The sequence below is a fragment of the Marinobacter mobilis genome (assembly GCF_900106945.1).
Lineage (GTDB): Bacteria > Pseudomonadota > Gammaproteobacteria > Pseudomonadales > Oleiphilaceae > Marinobacter > Marinobacter mobilis.
Genome location: NZ_FNNE01000006.1, coordinates 280,039 through 296,731, shown reverse-complemented (window position 1 = coordinate 296,731; position 16,693 = coordinate 280,039). Strand labels below are relative to the sequence as shown.

Annotated in this window: 17 protein-coding genes; 8 read left to right on the top strand and 9 right to left on the bottom strand. The window is 58.0% G+C overall.

The features are described 5' to 3' along the window. The first annotated feature begins 12 nt into the window (after positions 1 to 12). Both BLV11_RS11500 and BLV11_RS11495 read left to right on the top strand, forming a co-directional pair. Complete coding sequence (locus BLV11_RS11500) at positions 13 to 999, top strand: pyridoxamine 5'-phosphate oxidase family protein (RefSeq protein ID WP_175528333.1); 987 nt, start codon at positions 13 to 15, stop codon at positions 997 to 999. Between the two features lie 229 nt (positions 1,000 to 1,228). Beyond that, positions 1,229 to 2,086 carry an AraC family transcriptional regulator gene (locus tag BLV11_RS11495; RefSeq protein WP_091814019.1) on the top strand — a complete coding sequence of 286 codons (858 nt, stop codon included), beginning with the start codon at positions 1,229 to 1,231 and terminating at the stop codon, positions 2,084 to 2,086. Here BLV11_RS11495 and BLV11_RS11490 read toward each other — a convergent pair. Beyond that, a complete protein-coding gene (locus BLV11_RS11490) occupies positions 2,048 to 2,641 on the bottom strand; it encodes a LysE family translocator (RefSeq protein WP_091814012.1) in 594 nt (197 codons plus the stop codon). The genes BLV11_RS11495 and BLV11_RS11490 overlap by 39 nt on opposite strands. 183 nt (positions 2,642 to 2,824) lie before the next feature. Here BLV11_RS11490 and BLV11_RS11485 point away from each other — a divergent pair, with 183 nt between their 5' ends. The 3 genes from BLV11_RS11485 to BLV11_RS11475 all read left to right on the top strand — a co-directional run bounded on the left by BLV11_RS11485 (position 2,825) and on the right by BLV11_RS11475 (position 6,439). Next, positions 2,825 to 3,157, top strand: coding sequence for a hypothetical protein (locus BLV11_RS11485; protein WP_091814008.1), 333 nt, complete (start codon positions 2,825 to 2,827; stop codon positions 3,155 to 3,157). Between the two features lie 326 nt (positions 3,158 to 3,483). Then, positions 3,484 to 4,110, top strand: a complete 627-nt coding sequence (locus tag BLV11_RS11480) for a class I SAM-dependent methyltransferase (RefSeq protein WP_091814005.1) — start codon at positions 3,484 to 3,486, stop codon at positions 4,108 to 4,110. Positions 4,111 to 4,255: 145 nt separating this feature from the next. Beyond that, positions 4,256 to 6,439, top strand: coding sequence for an OsmC domain/YcaO domain-containing protein (locus tag BLV11_RS11475; protein WP_091814002.1), 2,184 nt, complete (start codon positions 4,256 to 4,258; stop codon positions 6,437 to 6,439). Positions 6,440 to 6,485: 46 nt separating this feature from the next. Here the strand turns inward: BLV11_RS11475 and BLV11_RS11470 are convergent, their stop codons facing one another. Further along, on the bottom strand, positions 6,486 to 7,049 hold the full coding sequence (locus tag BLV11_RS11470; protein WP_091813999.1) for a nucleoside 2-deoxyribosyltransferase: 564 nt from the start codon (positions 7,047 to 7,049) through the stop codon (positions 6,486 to 6,488). 99 nt (positions 7,050 to 7,148) lie between these two features. Between BLV11_RS11470 and BLV11_RS11465 the strand changes: the two genes are divergently transcribed. Beyond that, positions 7,149 to 7,865, top strand: coding sequence for a class I SAM-dependent methyltransferase (locus BLV11_RS11465; protein WP_139173228.1), 717 nt, complete (start codon positions 7,149 to 7,151; stop codon positions 7,863 to 7,865). Positions 7,866 to 7,878: 13 nt separating this feature from the next. After that, the gene (locus BLV11_RS11460; RefSeq protein WP_091813993.1) at positions 7,879 to 8,112 is read left to right on the top strand and encodes a cysteine-rich CWC family protein; all 234 of its coding nucleotides are present in this window, start codon (positions 7,879 to 7,881) and stop codon (positions 8,110 to 8,112) included. Positions 8,113 to 8,177: 65 nt separating this feature from the next. Here BLV11_RS11460 and BLV11_RS11455 read toward each other — a convergent pair whose 3' ends face one another. Further along, positions 8,178 to 8,591: a hypothetical protein gene (locus BLV11_RS11455; RefSeq protein ID WP_091813990.1), complete on the bottom strand. Its 414-nt coding sequence runs from the start codon at positions 8,589 to 8,591 to the stop codon at positions 8,178 to 8,180. A gap of 168 nt (positions 8,592 to 8,759) precedes the next feature. On the opposite strand from BLV11_RS11455, the gene BLV11_RS11450 reads away from it, so the two are divergent. After that, complete coding sequence (locus BLV11_RS11450; RefSeq protein ID WP_091813986.1) at positions 8,760 to 9,788, top strand: class I fructose-bisphosphate aldolase; 1,029 nt, start codon at positions 8,760 to 8,762, stop codon at positions 9,786 to 9,788. Between the two features lie 11 nt (positions 9,789 to 9,799). Here the strand turns inward: BLV11_RS11450 and BLV11_RS11445 are convergent, their stop codons facing one another. The 6 genes from BLV11_RS11445 to BLV11_RS11420 all read right to left on the bottom strand — a co-directional run bounded on the left by BLV11_RS11445 (position 9,800) and on the right by BLV11_RS11420 (position 16,690). Next, a complete protein-coding gene (locus BLV11_RS11445) occupies positions 9,800 to 10,765 on the bottom strand; it encodes a tRNA dihydrouridine synthase (protein ID WP_091813983.1) in 966 nt (321 codons plus the stop codon). Positions 10,766 to 10,945: 180 nt separating this feature from the next. After that, complete coding sequence (gene katG, locus BLV11_RS11440; RefSeq protein WP_091813980.1) at positions 10,946 to 13,117, bottom strand: catalase/peroxidase HPI; 2,172 nt, start codon at positions 13,115 to 13,117, stop codon at positions 10,946 to 10,948. 414 nt (positions 13,118 to 13,531) lie between these two features. Continuing rightward, positions 13,532 to 13,750, bottom strand: coding sequence for a DUF2835 domain-containing protein (locus BLV11_RS11435; RefSeq protein ID WP_091813977.1), 219 nt, complete (start codon positions 13,748 to 13,750; stop codon positions 13,532 to 13,534). Between the two features lie 27 nt (positions 13,751 to 13,777). Continuing rightward, positions 13,778 to 15,670: a molecular chaperone HtpG gene (htpG, locus tag BLV11_RS11430; RefSeq protein WP_091813974.1), complete on the bottom strand. Its 1,893-nt coding sequence runs from the start codon at positions 15,668 to 15,670 to the stop codon at positions 13,778 to 13,780. A gap of 118 nt (positions 15,671 to 15,788) precedes the next feature. Then, the gene (locus BLV11_RS11425; protein WP_091813971.1) at positions 15,789 to 16,223 is read right to left on the bottom strand and encodes a PaaI family thioesterase; all 435 of its coding nucleotides are present in this window, start codon (positions 16,221 to 16,223) and stop codon (positions 15,789 to 15,791) included. Then, positions 16,220 to 16,690 carry a PaaI family thioesterase gene (locus tag BLV11_RS11420; RefSeq protein ID WP_091813968.1) on the bottom strand — a complete coding sequence of 157 codons (471 nt, stop codon included), beginning with the start codon at positions 16,688 to 16,690 and terminating at the stop codon, positions 16,220 to 16,222. Before BLV11_RS11420 ends, BLV11_RS11425 begins: the two co-directional genes overlap by 4 nt. Between the last annotated feature and the right edge of the window lie 3 nt (positions 16,691 to 16,693).

The following is a 16,693-nucleotide window of genomic DNA, read 5'->3' as shown; positions in this document are numbered from 1 at the left end:
CCGCCCAGCCGCATGCTGGCGAAGCGCATCCAGAGCCGCCTGGATCACCTTTGCCTTGAATTCATCCGACAGGCTTCATTGGTGGTGGCTACCCGTAACCCACAGGATGTCCCCCCCATCAGCTCTGCGACCAGCGTGTATCCGCTGGTGGCGGATGGAACAGGAATAAGCATCCTGAACAACGCATCAGCAGATAAACTCGTGTTTACCCTGCCCCCCGGCAAGGACACCTGGGGGGTAACCACCAGCGACAGCAGCGGGGGTCAGGTCAGCCTGTACTTTCTGGTAACCGGCGTCGGTCACGGCTTGAGGGTCAATGGCCATTACCAGATCGAGCCGGTGCATGGTCAGTTACTGATGACGGTCAGGGTCCAAACCGCCTATCTGCACTGCGCCAGGGCCGCCAGCCGAGGGGAGTTATGGCAGTCGGTCCCCGCCAGCCCCGCGGATTCGGCTCCTCAGGATCTAGCGGCACTGCTGGCTGACTGCCGGTATTGCCTGTTACACACCAGCAATGCTGAGGGACAGTCCCAGTTATCGCCACGGGGAGATCCTGCAGGCTTTTTGCAACTGCTCGACGACGGTCACCTGTTCCTGGCGGAACGACCGGGAAACAAGGTTGCCGTAAGCCTCAGCAATATCCTGGAGCAGCCGACGGTCGCAGTAACCGGGCTGTTTCCCGGCCGGCCCGGCTGGCTGGAACTGGTGGGTACGGCCCGTATCAGCGACGACCCGCATTTGCTGACACTTTGCACGGTGGCTGGCAAGCGCCCTCACCTCGGCATTCTGTTGTCGCTGGATTACTGGGCCTGGCGACCGGCCCCCGCTTTAGCTGAGGCATCCCTATGGACCCCACCCTCAGATGATCTGGCCAAACCCGATGTGACCCCGTTTGCACGGGCCTTGGCAGAGCACATGCAGGGAACGGGGCTGATGGGCAAGGTGGTGCATAAGGTTGTGGACACCGTGGTTAAGCGTGATATGAAACAACTGTATTGATCCCCTTTGCAGCCGCAAGCTAAGGGACAACCTGGTAGATGATCGCGCCACCAATAACCTGCCGTAGTTACCGGAGCCGCCTCCCCGGACCCGAAGCCAGTTCCGCAAGTCCCGCTTCCACGGTACGATATCAGGGAGTCTCTGATTAACGACGGATCTTTTCGGGCGCTCAACCCCGACCTGACGAGCGCAAGAAACGCGGGCCAAATCCATACTGAGGGATCACTGTATGAGTCACACACCCAAGCCCCTGTTCTGGCGGGATTCGCGCTTGCCCCACGTGGAATTGCGCAAAGTCAGTGATGGCCGCAAGGTCTGCTATGCCCCGCATAGTCACACACAGTGGTCCATCGGCGCGATTACCGGGGGCAAGAGCACGTTTCAGTACCGGGAGAACGCCTATCGGGTCAATGAAGGGGATCTGGTGCTGATGAACCCAGGGTGGGTACACGCCTGCAACCCGATCGACAATCAGCCATGGGCCTATCTAATGCTGTACGTGGATACGCCCTGGTTAACCGACCTTCGGTTCCAGGCGGGACTACTGAGCGAATCCCGCTGGCGGGATATTCCGACCCCCACCTTATCAAACCCGGTCTGGTATCAGCGATACTGCCGCATGGCGGATTGCCTTCTTGATGACCATCGGGATCTGCTCGATAAGCAGACAGAGGTGGTCGAATTCCTGTCAGATCTGATGCATGAACTGGCCCAGCAGTCCGCTGAACAGGCAATCCAGGCACCGGAGGCGGTAACGGCGCTGATCCAATACCTGGACAACCATGCCGCAGAGGAGGTCTCTCTGGATACTCTGTGTGAGCTTTCAGGATACAGCGCCGGGCATCTGATTCGAGCGTTCAAACAGCATGTCGGACTCACACCCCACGCGTATCTGGTCAATCGCCGCATTCAGCTGGGGCGCGATGCGCTGAAGAACGGCACTCCCATTGCAGAAGCAGCCCAGAACGCGGGGTTCGCCGACCAGCCCCACTTTCAACGCACATTCAAACGCCTGATGGCAGCGACACCCAACCAGTATCAGACGGTTTCATCCGATCAACAGGTACAGGCAACTGACCCCCAGTAACAGCGCCAGAAGTCGGTTTACGGCCACCAGTACGGCGGGCTTCCCAACATAGCGCCGCAGCGACGCGCCGGCATACACCCAGCATGCCAGCGACAGCCAGCAGATGGGCAGGTACACACCGGCAAAGAGCAGCACCTGCTGCAGATCGTTTGCACTGGTATAGGCTCCGATCCCCGAGGCCGAGGCCAGCCAGGCTTTTGGGTTCAGCCACTGCATTAACGCCCCGGTGCCGAATCCCGGCGCATTTCCCTCATCCCGCTCCGGCAGTTGACCATTGTCGATCGCAAGTCTGACGCTCAGATACAGCAGGAATGCCACGCCCGCCCATCGCAACAGGGTTTCCAGCCCTGGCACCAGGGTTAAAAGTGAATACAGACCAAGCCCCACGGCAACGAACAACACGATAAAGCCAAGGGTCGCTCCAGTAACGAACACCAACCCCCGGGAAACCGGGTAACGTGTACCGCTGCTCAGGCACATCAGATTGACCGGGCCGGGCGAGATCGACGCCGCCAGCGCAAAGGCCGACATGGGCAGAATCAGGGAAAGGGTCATGGACAGGTTGCTCCGTGCAGATGAATGGCTGAAGTCTGCCCTGACCTGCGAGCGCTGTATTGAACAAAATTGATGTAGCCAAACACCAGGGCTCAGGCCCTACGGGCCAATTTTTCAACCGGGACTGGCATTCTCGACACCCCGTGCAAAACTGTTCAGAAAGCTGTTGATTGAGGATTACGAATGCCCACTGACATTAGCCGTCTCATTGGCCTGACCCATGAAAAAGAAATCGAAAATGAGTGCCATGTCACCGATCTCCATATCGGATGGCAAAACGAAGATCCGGCACAGAAACAGGTTGATAACGCGGGCGTGGCCCATCGGGCACCACTGGTAAGCTGGGTGGTGGATGGTGAGCGTCGTACGTTCATTCCAACCCTGAGCTATGAACCCAACACCGAACCGTCGAACTGGCTGCGGGAACTACTGGGGCTCGAAGATCATCCGGAATTCCGGCCGGACGTCAAAAAGCTCGAGCAGGACATCCGCGCTGCGCTGACACAAAGCCGGTAACCAAAGACCGCTCGCCTGACGAAAAGCCCGTTTGCATACATAACGGGCTTCTCCTCCCCCAAATCCGGTTTATTCCCCTATTATTGTTAGACCCCATTAACGCCAGTAGCCCCGATGCGGTTTGCAATGGGTGCGTCAGTGTATGTTCAGGAGGAATAGCGGGTGACTTGATAGCAACCACATGGTACTCAGCAACAAGCCCAATGAACTGAGCGAGATCCTGCGCGGATTAACCGCAGCATGACATGCCGTAACCCCGGCATCACGTTCCCGCAAAGGAAAACGAGAACGTAAAACCGCCATTTTCCATGGAAAAGGATCCGTGCATGAAGGATTCAAAAGCGTTCTGGGACAAGAGCGCCACTCGTTATGCCAAAAGCCCGGTCAGGGATGAGCAGACCTACCGCAAAAAAATCGCCCTGACCCAGGCCTACTTTGAACCTGACTGGTCGGTTCTGGAGTTTGGCTGCGGCACGGGCAGCACGGCGATCCTCCATGCCCCCCATGTCAGGCACATCGTCGCAACCGACATCTCGGATCGCATGCTGGAGATTGCCGAACGCAAGGCACGGGAAGCCGGTGTTGATAACATCGCCTTTCAACAGGGCACCCTGGCCACCGTATCGCTGGACGCCGGCTCCTTCGATGCCGTACTGGGGCTTAATGTCCTTCACCTGATTGACGACCTGGACGCTGCGTTAGCCCGGGTCCATGGGCTACTCAAGCCAGGGGGCATTTTCGTATCGAGCACCGCCCTGGTGGCCGATATCCACTGGCTCTGGCGGTTGCTGATTCCACTTATGCACACCGCAGGCCTGGCCCCCTATGTGAATCGCTTTGGCAAATCAGCGCTCACGACAGCGCTCAGTCGTGCGGGCTTTGGCATTGAGCAGCAATGGCAACCCAACAAAGAATCGGTGTTTATCGTGGCGCGGAAGCCGGTCGCAGGGTGAGCAGCTGCGGGCATAAAACTCCGCGCCGGCATCTGGCCCATTTTGTTTCCAACCGCCGAGACGGAGCCGGTAAAAAACTGGATAATGCCGGTGGCTAACGTAATGCCGATTGCCGCCCAATTCTCCAACCCTGGTAGCCTGCTCAATGGAAATCAACGTCAACTTTCTCGACAACCTCCGACTTGAAGCCAAGTTCGACGATTTCACGGTCATCACTGACCAACCCATTCGCTACAAGGGCGACGGTTCTGCCCCCAGTCCCTTCGACTATTTTTTGGCATCCTCGGCATTGTGCGCGGCGTACTTTGTACGGGTTTACTGCCTGGCTCGGGACATTCCAACCCACAATATCCGCCTGTCCCAAAACAATATTGTTGATCCTGAGAACCGGTATAACCAGATTTTCAAGATTCAGGTAGAACTGCCGGAAGACATATCCGAGAAGGATCGCCAGGGTATCTTGCGGTCGATTGACCGCTGTACGGTGAAAAAGGTGGTGCAGACCGGCCCGACCTTTGAGATTGAAACCGTCGAGAACCTGGCGGAAGACGCTCAGGCCCTGCTCATGGTCGCTCCGGACAGCGAGCACAATACCTACATCGAGGGTAAGGATCTGCCGCTGGAGCAGACCATCGCCAACATGACCGGCATTCTGGCGGATCTGGGCATGAAGATCGAAATCGCATCGTGGCGTAATATTGTGCCTCACGTATGGTCACTGCATATTCGCGATGCAGGCTCCCCCATGTGCTTTACCAATGGCAAAGGGTCCACCAAGGAAAGCGCCCTGTGTTCAGCCCTGGGTGAGTTTATCGAGCGACTGAACTGCAACTTCTTCTACAACGACCAGTATTTTGGCGAGGACATCGCCAACCGCGAGTTCGTCCACTATCCCAACGAGAAGTGGTTCCAACCGGGCCCTGACGATGAGCTACCGGCGGGCATTCTGGATGACTACAGCCGGGCCATCTACGACCCGGAGGGCGAACTGGCCGGGTCCAACCTGATCGATACCAACTCCGGCAAGGCAGAGCGCGGCATCTGTTCTCTGCCCTTTGTCCGTCAGTCCGATGGGGAGGTGGTGTACTTCCCCTCCAACCTGATCGAAAACCTGTTCCTGAGCAACGGCATGAGCGCCGGGAACACGCTTTACGAAGCTCAGGTTCAGTGTCTGTCGGAAATTTTCGAACGGGCGGTGAAAAAACAGATCATAGAAGAGGAAATCGCACTGCCGGATGTTCCCCGTGAGGTACTGGAAAAATACCCCAGTATTGTTGAAGGCATTGAGGCACTGGAAAGCCAGGGCTTCCCGGTACTGGTCAAGGATGCCTCTCTCGGCGGTCGCTATCCGGTGATGTGCGTTACCCTGATGAACCCTCGTACCGGCGGTGTTTTTGCCTCGTTCGGGGCGCACCCGAGCTTTGAGGTGGCGCTGGAGCGAAGCCTCACTGAACTGTTGCAGGGCCGCAGCTTCGAGGGCCTCAACGATGTGCCGCCGCCCACCTTCAACAGCCTGGCGGTGTCTGAACCCAACAACTTTGTGGAACACTTCATCGATTCCACGGGCGTGGTTTCCTGGCGTTTCTTCAGTGCCAAGGCAGATTGCGACTTCAACGAATGGGACTTCTCCGGCACCAACGAAGAAGAAGCGACCCGTCTGTTCCACATCCTCGAAGACATGGGCAAAGAGGTCTATGTGGCCGTCTACGAGGACCTGGGTGCTCCTGTATGCCGGATTCTGGTTCCCGGTTACTCTGAGGTGTATCCGGTCGAAGACCTGATTGAGGACAACACCAACGTGGCTCTCGGTTACCGGGAAGACATCCTCAACCTCCATACCCTGAGCGACGAGCAACTGGCCGACCTCGCCGAGCGCCTGGAAGAAAGTCAGCTCGACAACTACATGACGATCATCACCCTGATCGGGGTGGAGTTTGACGAAAATACCGTGTGGGGCCAGTTAACGATTCTGGAACTGAAGCTGCTGATCTGCCTGGCCCTGCAGTGGCACGAGGAAGCCCTTGAGTTCGTCGAGACGTTCCTGCAGTTCAACGACAACACCGTCGAACGGGGGCTGTTCTACCGCGCGATCCAGGCCGTGCTTGAAATCACCCTCGATGAAGACCTGGAGCTGGACCACTTCCTGGTCAACCTGCAACGGATGTTCGGCGAACAGACCATGGCAGCGGTGGTCGGCTCAGTCGATGGGAGCGTTCGTTTCCATGGCCTGACCCCCACCAATATGCAGCTCGAAGGCCTCGACAAGCACCTGCGGCTCATTGAGAGCTACAAGAAGCTGCATGCAGCGAGGGCGGCGCGGGCACAGTAATCCGCACCACCCGCGGCTGGCCAGCAACCGAGGCCAGCCGCTGCCCTCAGTCAGCAATCAGGAACAGAGCCTTGGCCAGGGACTCTGCACATTGCCGGAACAGCCCCTCATCAAACCACTCCGGTCCGCCGCTGCCCGGGGCGATAAACACCCGCCCGCCTGCCTCTTCGATACCACATTCAATCATCAGATTATCCGCCAGTCCGAACGGTTCGACGGCATGGCCCTGTTCGTCCTTCGCACACCCACCGGCGCGCTGGTAGTAACTCCGGTGATCCAGCGAATACCCAAAAGCCGCCTTGCCCTGACCGATCATGTAGCCCACCTCATACACCGTGCCAGCGTCGGCACTCAGGCCGCGAAATGGGGTCAGATTCGCGATAACGCCGTCGCAGCTGTCCATGAGCGAGCGGTTGGCACGGAAAATTCTGAAACCGTGTTCGCGATCCGGCTCATCTTCCGGTAACGTCAGCGCCGTATCCAGAGGATCTACCCCCTCCAAACCGCAGGCCGCGAGGATTCGCTTCTTCGCTGCTACAATGGCATGGTGCTCGGGTTCGGCGAAGAACACCTCGGGGCCGGCAAGGTAAATGCGTTTTGGTGTTGTCACAGCTTGTCCTGTTATGACGGATTGACCTGATTTGAACTGTAGATGGCGGAGCGATTCTCGCAGAATCTGCCGCCCAACTACCTCTTGGCGTTTAATGGAATGATGAAGCTAACAGAATCGCAAGTGTCGTTTGTCGCCTCGGTCATTAGCGAGCAGACCCCTCAGGAAGTGCTGCAACTGGGGCTGGGCTCAATGGACTCGACACTGTCCGTATGTGAAGCGTTGGATGCCATCGACAATTCAGCCCTGACGCTGATCACTCCGACCGTCGGCCAGCATTCCACGTTCATTCGTGAGATGAACAAGCGTCAGGATGGCCTGCTGGGTGAACTGGTGGAGCTGATCCGTACCCCGGCCGATGAAGTCTTGCCGGATTTCTATTTCCAGAACCGCTCCATTGATCTTGCCATCATCAATGACACCGGTCAGTTCGATCAGGCTCTGGTGGCCCTGTATTACGTTGACAAGCTGCTGGCATCCAAAGGCACGATCATTCTGAATAACGCCGACAACCCTATGATTGGCAAGCTCTGCCGCTATCTGGTCAGTGAGCGGGGATATACCGTGCAGTCAACATTGGGACAACCAAAGCAAACGCCCCTGGCGGTCCGGATTTTGCGAGCCCAGTTCAACAGGGCCCCTGGTTTTATCCAATCCCGAATCGAACGCCTGATCAACCCGGAACTGCTGACCAGTGGCGATGAACCAGGCCTTGATTGCTCGACCATAGCCTTGGTGAAGCCGGTACAGGAAGGCGAGGTGGACATGGATTTCGATACCTTGCTGGAATCCATCATGAACGAATCGGCCCACTGAACCCCGACCCTCGATGACAACACCAACCAATAGCCAACCAAACACTCCCCAGGCCAACCTCTGCCCCCTCTGTGGAGAGGAGAACCGCTGCGCTATCACCGCCGGCGATGATCCCGCCAGTTGCTGGTGCCAGGCGCCGGAAATCGAATTTACCGAGGCCATGAAAGCGGCAGTACCTTCCCACCTTCGCCTGAGCGCCTGCCTCTGCCCTGCCTGCATCTCAGCACTGGCGTCCCGAACCGAGTAGCCTGCCGCCCCGCTGTGAGATTGCCGACCGGGGGACGTGGTCAGCGCCCCCCGGGCTGGTTGCCGTCAGTGGTTACGGTTGCCACCATTGCGATCAAAGCTGCCTGACGCAATCACATTCCCATTGTCGTCAAGGATCAACCCCTCGCCAAACCCGCCGATGTCGAAGCCCGTGTTACTGCAACCATTGCTACCCCTGCCGTCAGCCATGAACGTACAGACGGTCTCCGGTGCAGAGGCACCGAGCCGGACCGCAAAGCTATAGGCGCCGGGCTGCAGGCCCCTGACCTGTGCTTCGGCGGTCCAGCTGCCATTACCACTGACAAAATTGACCATCGCCTGACCCCCGATGCCAGAGCCTTCCACCCCGTTCAGCTCGGCGGTATTGTTAGCCAGGTGCCCCGCCTGAGCCCAACAGCCCACCACCAGTGCCGATGCGCCCAGCCACCCGGATACTTTTTTGTTAAGGGATGCACTCATTGGATATCTCCTTTCGTTCAGTCGTCGTAACGGCAGGAATGCCATAGGGAGATACGTCCCGCTGACACCCTCAGATGCAAAGACTGGTCATTTTTTGATCCACACCAATTAAGCGTCGCCCCCGCCGACTATACTTTTGCCATCAAGCCCGATTATCAGGAGGAAGCCATGAGCGTACAGGATCAGTTGCAGGCCACCGTTGAAGCGCTGGTTCAGGGTGGCAAGGGCATTCTCGCCGCAGACGAAAGCAGCCCGACCATTGCCAAGCGGTTTGCGGCCATCAACGTCGAGTCCACCGAGGAAAACCGCCGCGGTTACCGGAGCCTCGTGCTGGAGACACCAGATCTGGGCAAGTTTATTAACGGGGTCATTCTGTTCGAGGAAACCCTGGGGCAAACCGGAAGGGACGGTGTTGCTCTACCCGAGATCGCCGAGCGTCAGGGCATCGTCCCGGGCATCAAGGTTGATCAAGGCAAGGTGGCGCTGGCCAACGCGCCTGGGGATGAGATAACCCGGGGGCTGGATGGTCTGGAGCAGCGGCTGGATGGCTACATTGCCCAAGGCGCACGGTTTGCCAAATGGCGCTGTGTCTACCACATCGATCACCACACCCCCGGTCGACTGGCCATTGCCCAGAACGCCAACGTGCTGGCGAGCTATGCCGCGATCTGCCAGTCAAAAGGCGTGGTTCCCATTGTCGAGCCGGAAGTGCTGATTGATGGCGACCATACGATCGAACGCTGTGCCGACGTCGCCCAGGAAGTACTCCATTCGGTGTTCCATGCCCTCCACCAGCACCGGGTGATGCTTGAAGCCATGCTGCTGAAGCCCAGCATGGTGACACCAGGGAACGCCCATGCGGGAAAAGCGACACCGGAACAAGTGGCTGACTGGACCCTTAAGGTCTTCCAACGGGTGGTTCCCGCCGCGGTGCCCGGCATCAATTTTCTTTCCGGGGGACAAACGCCGGTCGAGGCGACCGAGAACCTGAACGCCATCAACTGCATGACCACACGCCCGTGGAACCTGAGCTTTTCCTACGGCCGCGCGTTGCAGGAACCGGCACTTAAAACCTGGCAGGGGCTTGCGGGAAACACGGCGGCCGCGCAGGCAGCGCTGTATCACCGCGCCAAGATGAATGGCCTGGCAACACTTGGAGCCTACACGCCGGATATGGAAAGCGACGCGATGGAGTAGTCAGGTCAGGCTCAGGCTGCCTCAGACATCCGGGCTGAGGCATTGAGGCAATCGTACAGTGGCGTAGCCTCACGGATTTTGCGGGCCTGTGACCAGACCGCCTCGGCCTCTGAGTAGCCCCGTCGCAGGTAGTTCAACCACTGCTTAATGCGCCCGGTGACGTAGCGGTCTTCGAGGCGCTGCTGAAGTTCACCGCCATAGGCCACGATCAGGCTGACCACGTCAGCCCAGCTCAACGGCTCAGCGGTTTCACCCTGCTGACTGGCCTTGATGCAACGGGCCAGGTCCGGCCGGCTGATCAGTCCACGGCCGATCATTACGTCGTCACACCCGCTCACCTCACGGCAGCGCCAGTAATCGTCCACGGTCCAGATCTCGCCATTGGCAATCACATGGCTGTTCACAGCCTCCCGCACCCGGGCAATTTCTTCCCAATACGCGGGCGGTTTGTAGCCGTCGACCTTACTGCGGGCATGGATCACGATCTCGGCGGCACCGGCGGCGTCCAGCGCCTGGCCACAGGCCACCGCCATGGAGCGGTCGTCGTAGCCCAGGCGCATTTTGGCGGTGACCGGAACATCCGCCGGTACGGCCTGACGTACGGCCTCGGTAATCCGCTGCATCTGCTCAGGCTCACGCATCAGCACACAGCCCCCCTTATGGCGGTTCACCGTCTTGGCCGGACAGCCAAAATTGATGTCGACCTGAGAGGCCCCCAGCTCTGCGGCTCGAACGCCATGACGGGCCATCATCTCAGGGTCGGAGCCGAGCAACTGCACCGCCACCGGTACCCCGGCGCGGGTCAGAGACTGGTTATGAAGCTCGGGGGCGTATTTGTAGAAAATACGGGGTGGCAGCATGCCATGCGTCACCCGGATGAATTCCGTAACGCTGCGATCAATACCGCCGACGCCGGTGAGAATTTCACGGATGGGGGCATCGACCAGGCCTTCCATCGGGGCGAGGATGATTCGCATGGGAACTCCGGAGCAGACAGGGTGCGAGATAAATGGACGTAATGACCAGAGGCTGGTCAAAAATCAACCGGGGCGGGATTGTAAGGAATTTCTCCGGGCTTTGGTAGCCGGGTTTGCGGTCGATTCCCTACAGAAGGCAATAATAACCGGGCCCCACAGGGGCCCGGTGTCTTCTACCGCTTACTTGATGTCGAAACGATCGGCGTTCATCACCTTGGTCCAGGCGGCAACAAAGTCGTTCACAAACTTCTCCTTGTTGTCGTCCTGGGCGTACACCTCGGCGTAGGCACGGAGGATCGAGTTGGAACCAAACACCAGGTCAACCCGGGTGGCTGTCCACTTCACCGCACCGCTCTTGCGATCACAGATCTCATACACGTTGTTGCCTGCCGGCTTCCAGCTGTTGTTCATGTCGGTCAGGTTGACGAAGAAATCATTCGTCAGCTGGCCGGCACGATCGGTGAACACGCCATGGCTGGTGCCGCCGTGATTAGTCCCGAGGGCACGCATGCCGCCGAGCAGTACCGTCATTTCCGGCGCGGTCAGGCCCAGAAGCTGGGCACGATCAAGCATCAGCTTCTCGGGGGAAACCGAGTAGTCCTTCTTCAGCCAGTTGCGGAAGCCATCATGGATCGGTTCCAGGGGCTCGAAGGATTCAGCATCGGTCATCGCGTCGGTGGCATCGCCACGACCCGGCGAAAACGGAACGGTGACATTCACACCCGCGGCCTTGGCGGCCTGCTCTACACCGACGTTACCCGCGAGAACGATCACATCGGCCACGCTTGCACCGGCCTCGGCGGCAATGCCCCCGAGTACCCCCAACACCTTGCCCAGACGCTGGGGTTCGTTACCGTCCCAGTCCTTTTGAGGCGCCAGGCGTATGCGCGCGCCGTTGGCCCCACCACGCATGTCAGACCCCCGGAAAGTGCGGGCGCTGTCCCAGGCCGTGGAGACCAGGTCAGCCACACTCAGGCCGCTGGCTGCGATCTTGGCCTTGACCGCCGCCACATCGTAGCCCGTGCTGCCCGCCGGAACGGGATCCTGCCAGATCAGGTCTTCCGCTGGCACTTCTGGCCCCACATAACGCGCTTTCGGCCCCATGTCGCGGTGGGTCAACTTGAACCAGGCGCGAGCGAAAACTTCGTCGAAATAGGCAGGATCAGCACGAAACTTCTCGGAAATCTTGCGATATTCCGGATCTTCCCGCATCGCCATGTCCGCATCGGTCATCATCGGCATGCAGCGGATGGACGGGTCTTCAACGTCGACCGGCTTGTCGCTATCGCTGATGTCTTTAGGTTGCCACTGCCAGGCCCCTGCCGGGCTCTTGGTCAGTTCCCATTCGTGGCCAAGCAGCATCTCGAAATAGCCGTTATCCCATTGAGTCGGGTTGGAGGTCCAGGCGCCCTCGATGCCACTGGTCACCGCGTCGCGGCCTACACCGCGGCCCACCTTGTTGTTCCAGCCCAGGCCCTGCTCTTCAATGTCTGCGGCTTCCGGTTCGTGGCCAAGGTTGGCTGCATCGCCGTTACCGTGGCCCTTACCGACGGTATGACCACCGGCTGTCAGAGCAACGGTTTCCTCATCGTTCATTGCCATTCGGGCGAAGGTCTCTCTGACGTCCTTCGCGGTTGCAAGGGGATCCGGGTTGCCGTCAACCCCTTCCGGATTCACATAAATCAGCCCCATCATAACCGCGGCCAGCGGGTTCTCCAGATCACGCTCACCGGAGTAGCGGCTGTTCGGGTTGTCGCTGGGTGCCAGCCATTCTTCTTCTGCCCCCCAGTAGATGTCGTCTTCCGGAGCCCAGATGTCTTCCCGGCCAAAACCGAAACCGAAGGTCTTGAAGCCCATGGATTCATACGCCACGTTCCCGGCGAGGATGATCAGGTCTGCCCAGCTGATCTTGTTGCCGTACTTTTTCTTGATCGGCCACAGCAGGCGACGGGCTTTATCGAGGTTGCCGTTATCCGGCCAGGAGTTCAGCGGCGCGAATCGCTGGTTGCCGGTACCGGCACCACCACGACCGTCTGCAACACGGTAAGAGCCCGCTGCGTGCCACGCCATACGGATCATCAGGCCGCCGTAGTGGCCCCAATCCGCCGGCCACCAGTCCTGGCTGTCGGTCATCATGGCGGTGAGGTCTTTCTTGAGAGCCGCCACATCGAGTGTCTTGAGCTCCTCGCGATAGTCGAAATCCTGCCCCAGCGGGTCAGACTTGGTATCGTGTTGGTGGAGGATGTCCAGATTGAGGCTCTCTGGCCACCATTTCATATTGGTGCTGCCTGCGGAGGTATTGGCACCGTGCATGACCGGGCACTTGCCTCCTGAGTTATTATTCTGAGCCATCGTCTATCTCCTTGTTGGTTAAGCTGCATTCGTGCACTTGTACAAATCGAAAGGCGTTATCGTGACAGGAGCATCACTAACTATAGATGACCTGTACCGGCCCGCCTGAGTTATTTACTACTTACCAGATAGCCTTTCGCTATCAGCGATCCCACGCCTTTTGGGTCGGGGGCTTACCCTGCAGGCTTACTGCGCAGCGGCGTAGTTCCCCCAGTACCCGGCCAGAATCCCGGCCGCGCCACTCCCGGTGTTCAGCAAATGAAATGTGCGCTGGAACATTGGGTTACTCCTGCATCAACGAGTACAGGATCAAGATAACAAGCGAGACAATGAAAGATATAATTAATTAAAAATACCGTAGCGAAAGCTTTTTACAATCGAACAAAAACAGCCGGGACATCAAGGAAAGGTCAGCTACAGGCGGTCGATGGTCTGGAACTTGCCGTTGCCATCGAAGGAAATGCGGAAGGCACCGTGAATACCTTCGCGGAGAAAGAACGGGGAGAGAATTCGAGCCGGGAAACGGACGGTACGTCCGTCCCGGGCCCGAACATGGACATCCCGGGCCACACCCTGGTAGAGCTTGATCCACTCCTCAGGGCTGATCGAGATGTCCACGATAATATACTGCATGCTGGTCGCGCTGATCTCAGCAGCAGATCAGTTTGCCAGCTCGAGCAACAAACGGTTCAGGCGAGCCACATAGGCACCCGGATCTTCGAGTTGCTCGCCACTGGCCAGGGTGGCCTGATCAAACAGCACGGCCGACAGCTCACCAAAACGTTCGTCGCCCTGTTCGCTTTCCAGGCGCTGAACCAGCGGATGCTCAACATTGATCTCAAAGATCGGCTTGCTGTCCGGCACTTTCTGGCCAGCCGCTTCCATGATCTTCTTCATCTGGGCACCCATGTCATGATCACCCACGACCAGACACGCCGGAGAGTCCGTCAAACGGTTCGTTACACGAACCTCCTGAACACGCTCAGCCAGGGCTTTCTGGATACGATCCAGCAGCTCTTTATGCGTCTTGGTTGCCTCTTCCTGCTGTTTCTTGTCTTCCTCAGACTCGGTATCGCCAAGATCCAGCTCGCCACGGGCGACATCCTGGAACTGCTTGCCGTCGTATTCGTTGAGGTAGCCCATCATCCATTCATCAATGCGATCGGACAGGATCAGGACTTCAATGCCCTTCTTGCGGAACACTTCCAGGTGCGGACTGCTCTTGGCGGCCACGAAGCTGTCGGCAGTGATAAAGAAGATCTTCTTCTGACCATCCTTCATGCGGCCGATGTAGTCATCCAGAGACACATTCTGGGCCGCTTCACCAGTGTGAGTTGAGGCAAAGCGCAGCAGACCGGCAACTTTCTCGCGGTTACCGAAGTCCTCGGCAGGACCTTCTTTCAGCACTTGGCCAAACTCGTCCCAGAACTTCTGGTACTGCTCCGGATCTTTCTTGACCAGCTTGGAGAGCATGTCCAGCACCCGCTTGGTCAGAGCGCTCTTGATGCTTTCAACGGTACTGTCGCTCTGCAGGATCTCGCGGGAGACGTTCAGGGACAGGTCGTTGGAATCAATCACACCCTTGGTGAAACGCAGGTACAACGGCAGGAATTGCTCGGCATCGTCCATGATGAAAACCCGCTGCACATACAGCTTAAGGCCGCGGGGCGCTTCCCGGTTGTACAGGTCAAACGGAGCCCGGGCCGGCAGGTACAACAAACTGGTGTAGTCGAGCTTGCCTTCGACCTTGTTGTGAGACCAGCTCAGCGGGTCTTCAAAGTCGTGGGCAATGTGCTTGTAGAACTCCTTGTATTCCTCGTCCTTCACTTCGTTACGAGGCAGGGTCCACAGTGCGGTGGCGTCGTTGACGGTTTCGTCCTTCGCTTCCTCGCCCTCTTCGGTGGATTCCGCCGTCATCACCACCGGGAACGAGATGTGGTCGGAGTACTTCTTGACCAGGGAGCGCAGGCGCCAGCCATTGGCAAATTCTTTCTCATCGGCTTTGAGGTGCAGTACGATCTGGGTACCACGGGATTCTCGGGACACCGGCTCAATGCTGAACTCGCCGTCGCCTTTGGATTCCCAGTGAATCCCTTCTTCAGCCGCCGCACCGGCCTTGCGGGTAAAGACTTCAACACGATCTGCGACAATGAATGCGGAGTAGAAACCAACACCGAACTGGCCGATCAGTTTGCTGTCTTTCTTTTCATCACCAGACAACTGCTTGAGGAAATCCGCAGTACCGGATTTGGCGATGGTTCCGAGGTTGTTGATCACGTCCTCACGGCTCATACCAATACCGTTGTCGGTAATGGTGACCGTGTTGGCCTCTTCATCGAAGTCGATGCGGATATTCAGGTCCGGACTGCCCTCATACAAGCTGTCGTCCTTGAGGGCCGCGAAGCGCAGCTTGTCTTCAGCATCTGAAGCGTTGGAGATCAGCTCCCGCAGGAAAATTTCCTTGTTGGAATAGAGGGAGTGGATCATCAGGTGAAGCAACTGCTTCACTTCGGTCTGGAAGCCCAGGGTTTCTTTCTGTGATTCAACCGTCATGGCTTGTCTTTCTCCTGACTGCAATGGAACACATTGACCGGCAGGCCCTATGGCCTGGCCGGCTGAAATTGGTTATGCACTCAGAAGTGGGGCCGGGCTGAATCTTTTCAAGGCCCCGTCAGTCTTCCAGCAGGAAATGCGCCCTTGCCGTGGCGATAGGTTCGTTGCGGGATTTTTGCCAGGCGGTGATCATCACATTGGCTACCCGGTTGCCCTGACGGGTCAGACGGCACTCGGCATAGGTTTCCCGATCGAGCCCCGCTCGCAGGTAGTCCAGGGAAAAATCGACGATGCGCGGCATGCGCAGCACCTCCTGGGACATCATCAGATAGATGGCGGCGGACAATTCCATAAAACCACCAATCACCCCGCCATGAATGGCTGGCAGGATCGGGTTGCCAATATTGGAATCTTTCCGGGGCAGGCGGAAGATCAGATCATCACCAAACCGCTCGCACTGCAGCCCGATAAACCCCGCGTAAGGAATATCATTGAGCATGCGGGAAAAATCACCGGTCTCCTGGGTATAACGGAGTACCTCAGCCGTGGTCATGCCTCACCTCCGGTAATCAGGTCTCTGTAGGATTTCGGGGTCGCCTCTTTGCCAATGCGCATGAACGTACCTACGCACTGGGCAACGGGCTTACCTTCCTCCTGATAGGCTTCACAACGGGTGAAAATGATATTGCTGGTCACCCGGTAGGCCTCTGCCCGGGCATAAACCGGCTTGTGAGGTTCGGCGGCACGCATGTAGTCGACGCGAAGATCGAGGGTTGGGCACAGCTCGAATTCCGGCAAGGCGCAAATCATGACCGAGCCCGAGGCGGTATCCATCATGGTGGTAATCGCCCCGCCATGGATCACTCCGGTTTCCGGATTGCCAATAATGTGATCGCTGTAGGGAAGACACAGTATCAGGTGGTTCTCATCGGCATCTTCCACCGTCAGACCCAACGCCCTCGATTGCTGAAGTGTGTTGATGAAGCGGCGTACGCGCTCCAGCCGCAAGGTATCGGTCATGCT

Coding starts and splice junctions, on each gene's coding strand:
- BLV11_RS11500 (WP_175528333.1), top strand. CDS start 13: ATGCTGGCGAAGCGCATCCAGAGCCGCCTGGATCACCTTTGCCTTGAA.
- BLV11_RS11495 (WP_091814019.1), top strand. CDS start 1,229: ATGAGTCACACACCCAAGCCCCTGTTCTGGCGGGATTCGCGCTTGCCC.
- BLV11_RS11490 (WP_091814012.1), bottom strand. CDS start 2,641: ATGACCCTTTCCCTGATTCTGCCCATGTCGGCCTTTGCGCTGGCGGCG.
- BLV11_RS11485 (WP_091814008.1), top strand. CDS start 2,825: ATGCCCACTGACATTAGCCGTCTCATTGGCCTGACCCATGAAAAAGAA.
- BLV11_RS11480 (WP_091814005.1), top strand. CDS start 3,484: ATGAAGGATTCAAAAGCGTTCTGGGACAAGAGCGCCACTCGTTATGCC.
- BLV11_RS11475 (WP_091814002.1), top strand. CDS start 4,256: ATGGAAATCAACGTCAACTTTCTCGACAACCTCCGACTTGAAGCCAAG.
- BLV11_RS11465 (WP_139173228.1), top strand. CDS start 7,149: ATGATGAAGCTAACAGAATCGCAAGTGTCGTTTGTCGCCTCGGTCATT.
- BLV11_RS11460 (WP_091813993.1), top strand. CDS start 7,879: ATGACAACACCAACCAATAGCCAACCAAACACTCCCCAGGCCAACCTC.
- BLV11_RS11455 (WP_091813990.1), bottom strand. CDS start 8,591: ATGAGTGCATCCCTTAACAAAAAAGTATCCGGGTGGCTGGGCGCATCG.
- BLV11_RS11450 (WP_091813986.1), top strand. CDS start 8,760: ATGAGCGTACAGGATCAGTTGCAGGCCACCGTTGAAGCGCTGGTTCAG.
- BLV11_RS11445 (WP_091813983.1), bottom strand. CDS start 10,765: ATGCGAATCATCCTCGCCCCGATGGAAGGCCTGGTCGATGCCCCCATC.
- katG (WP_091813980.1), bottom strand. CDS start 13,117: ATGGCTCAGAATAATAACTCAGGAGGCAAGTGCCCGGTCATGCACGGT.
- BLV11_RS11435 (WP_091813977.1), bottom strand. CDS start 13,750: ATGCAGTATATTATCGTGGACATCTCGATCAGCCCTGAGGAGTGGATC.
- htpG (WP_091813974.1), bottom strand. CDS start 15,670: ATGACGGTTGAATCACAGAAAGAAACCCTGGGCTTCCAGACCGAAGTG.
- BLV11_RS11425 (WP_091813971.1), bottom strand. CDS start 16,223: ATGACCACGGCTGAGGTACTCCGTTATACCCAGGAGACCGGTGATTTT.
- BLV11_RS11420 (WP_091813968.1), bottom strand. CDS start 16,690: ATGACCGATACCTTGCGGCTGGAGCGCGTACGCCGCTTCATCAACACA.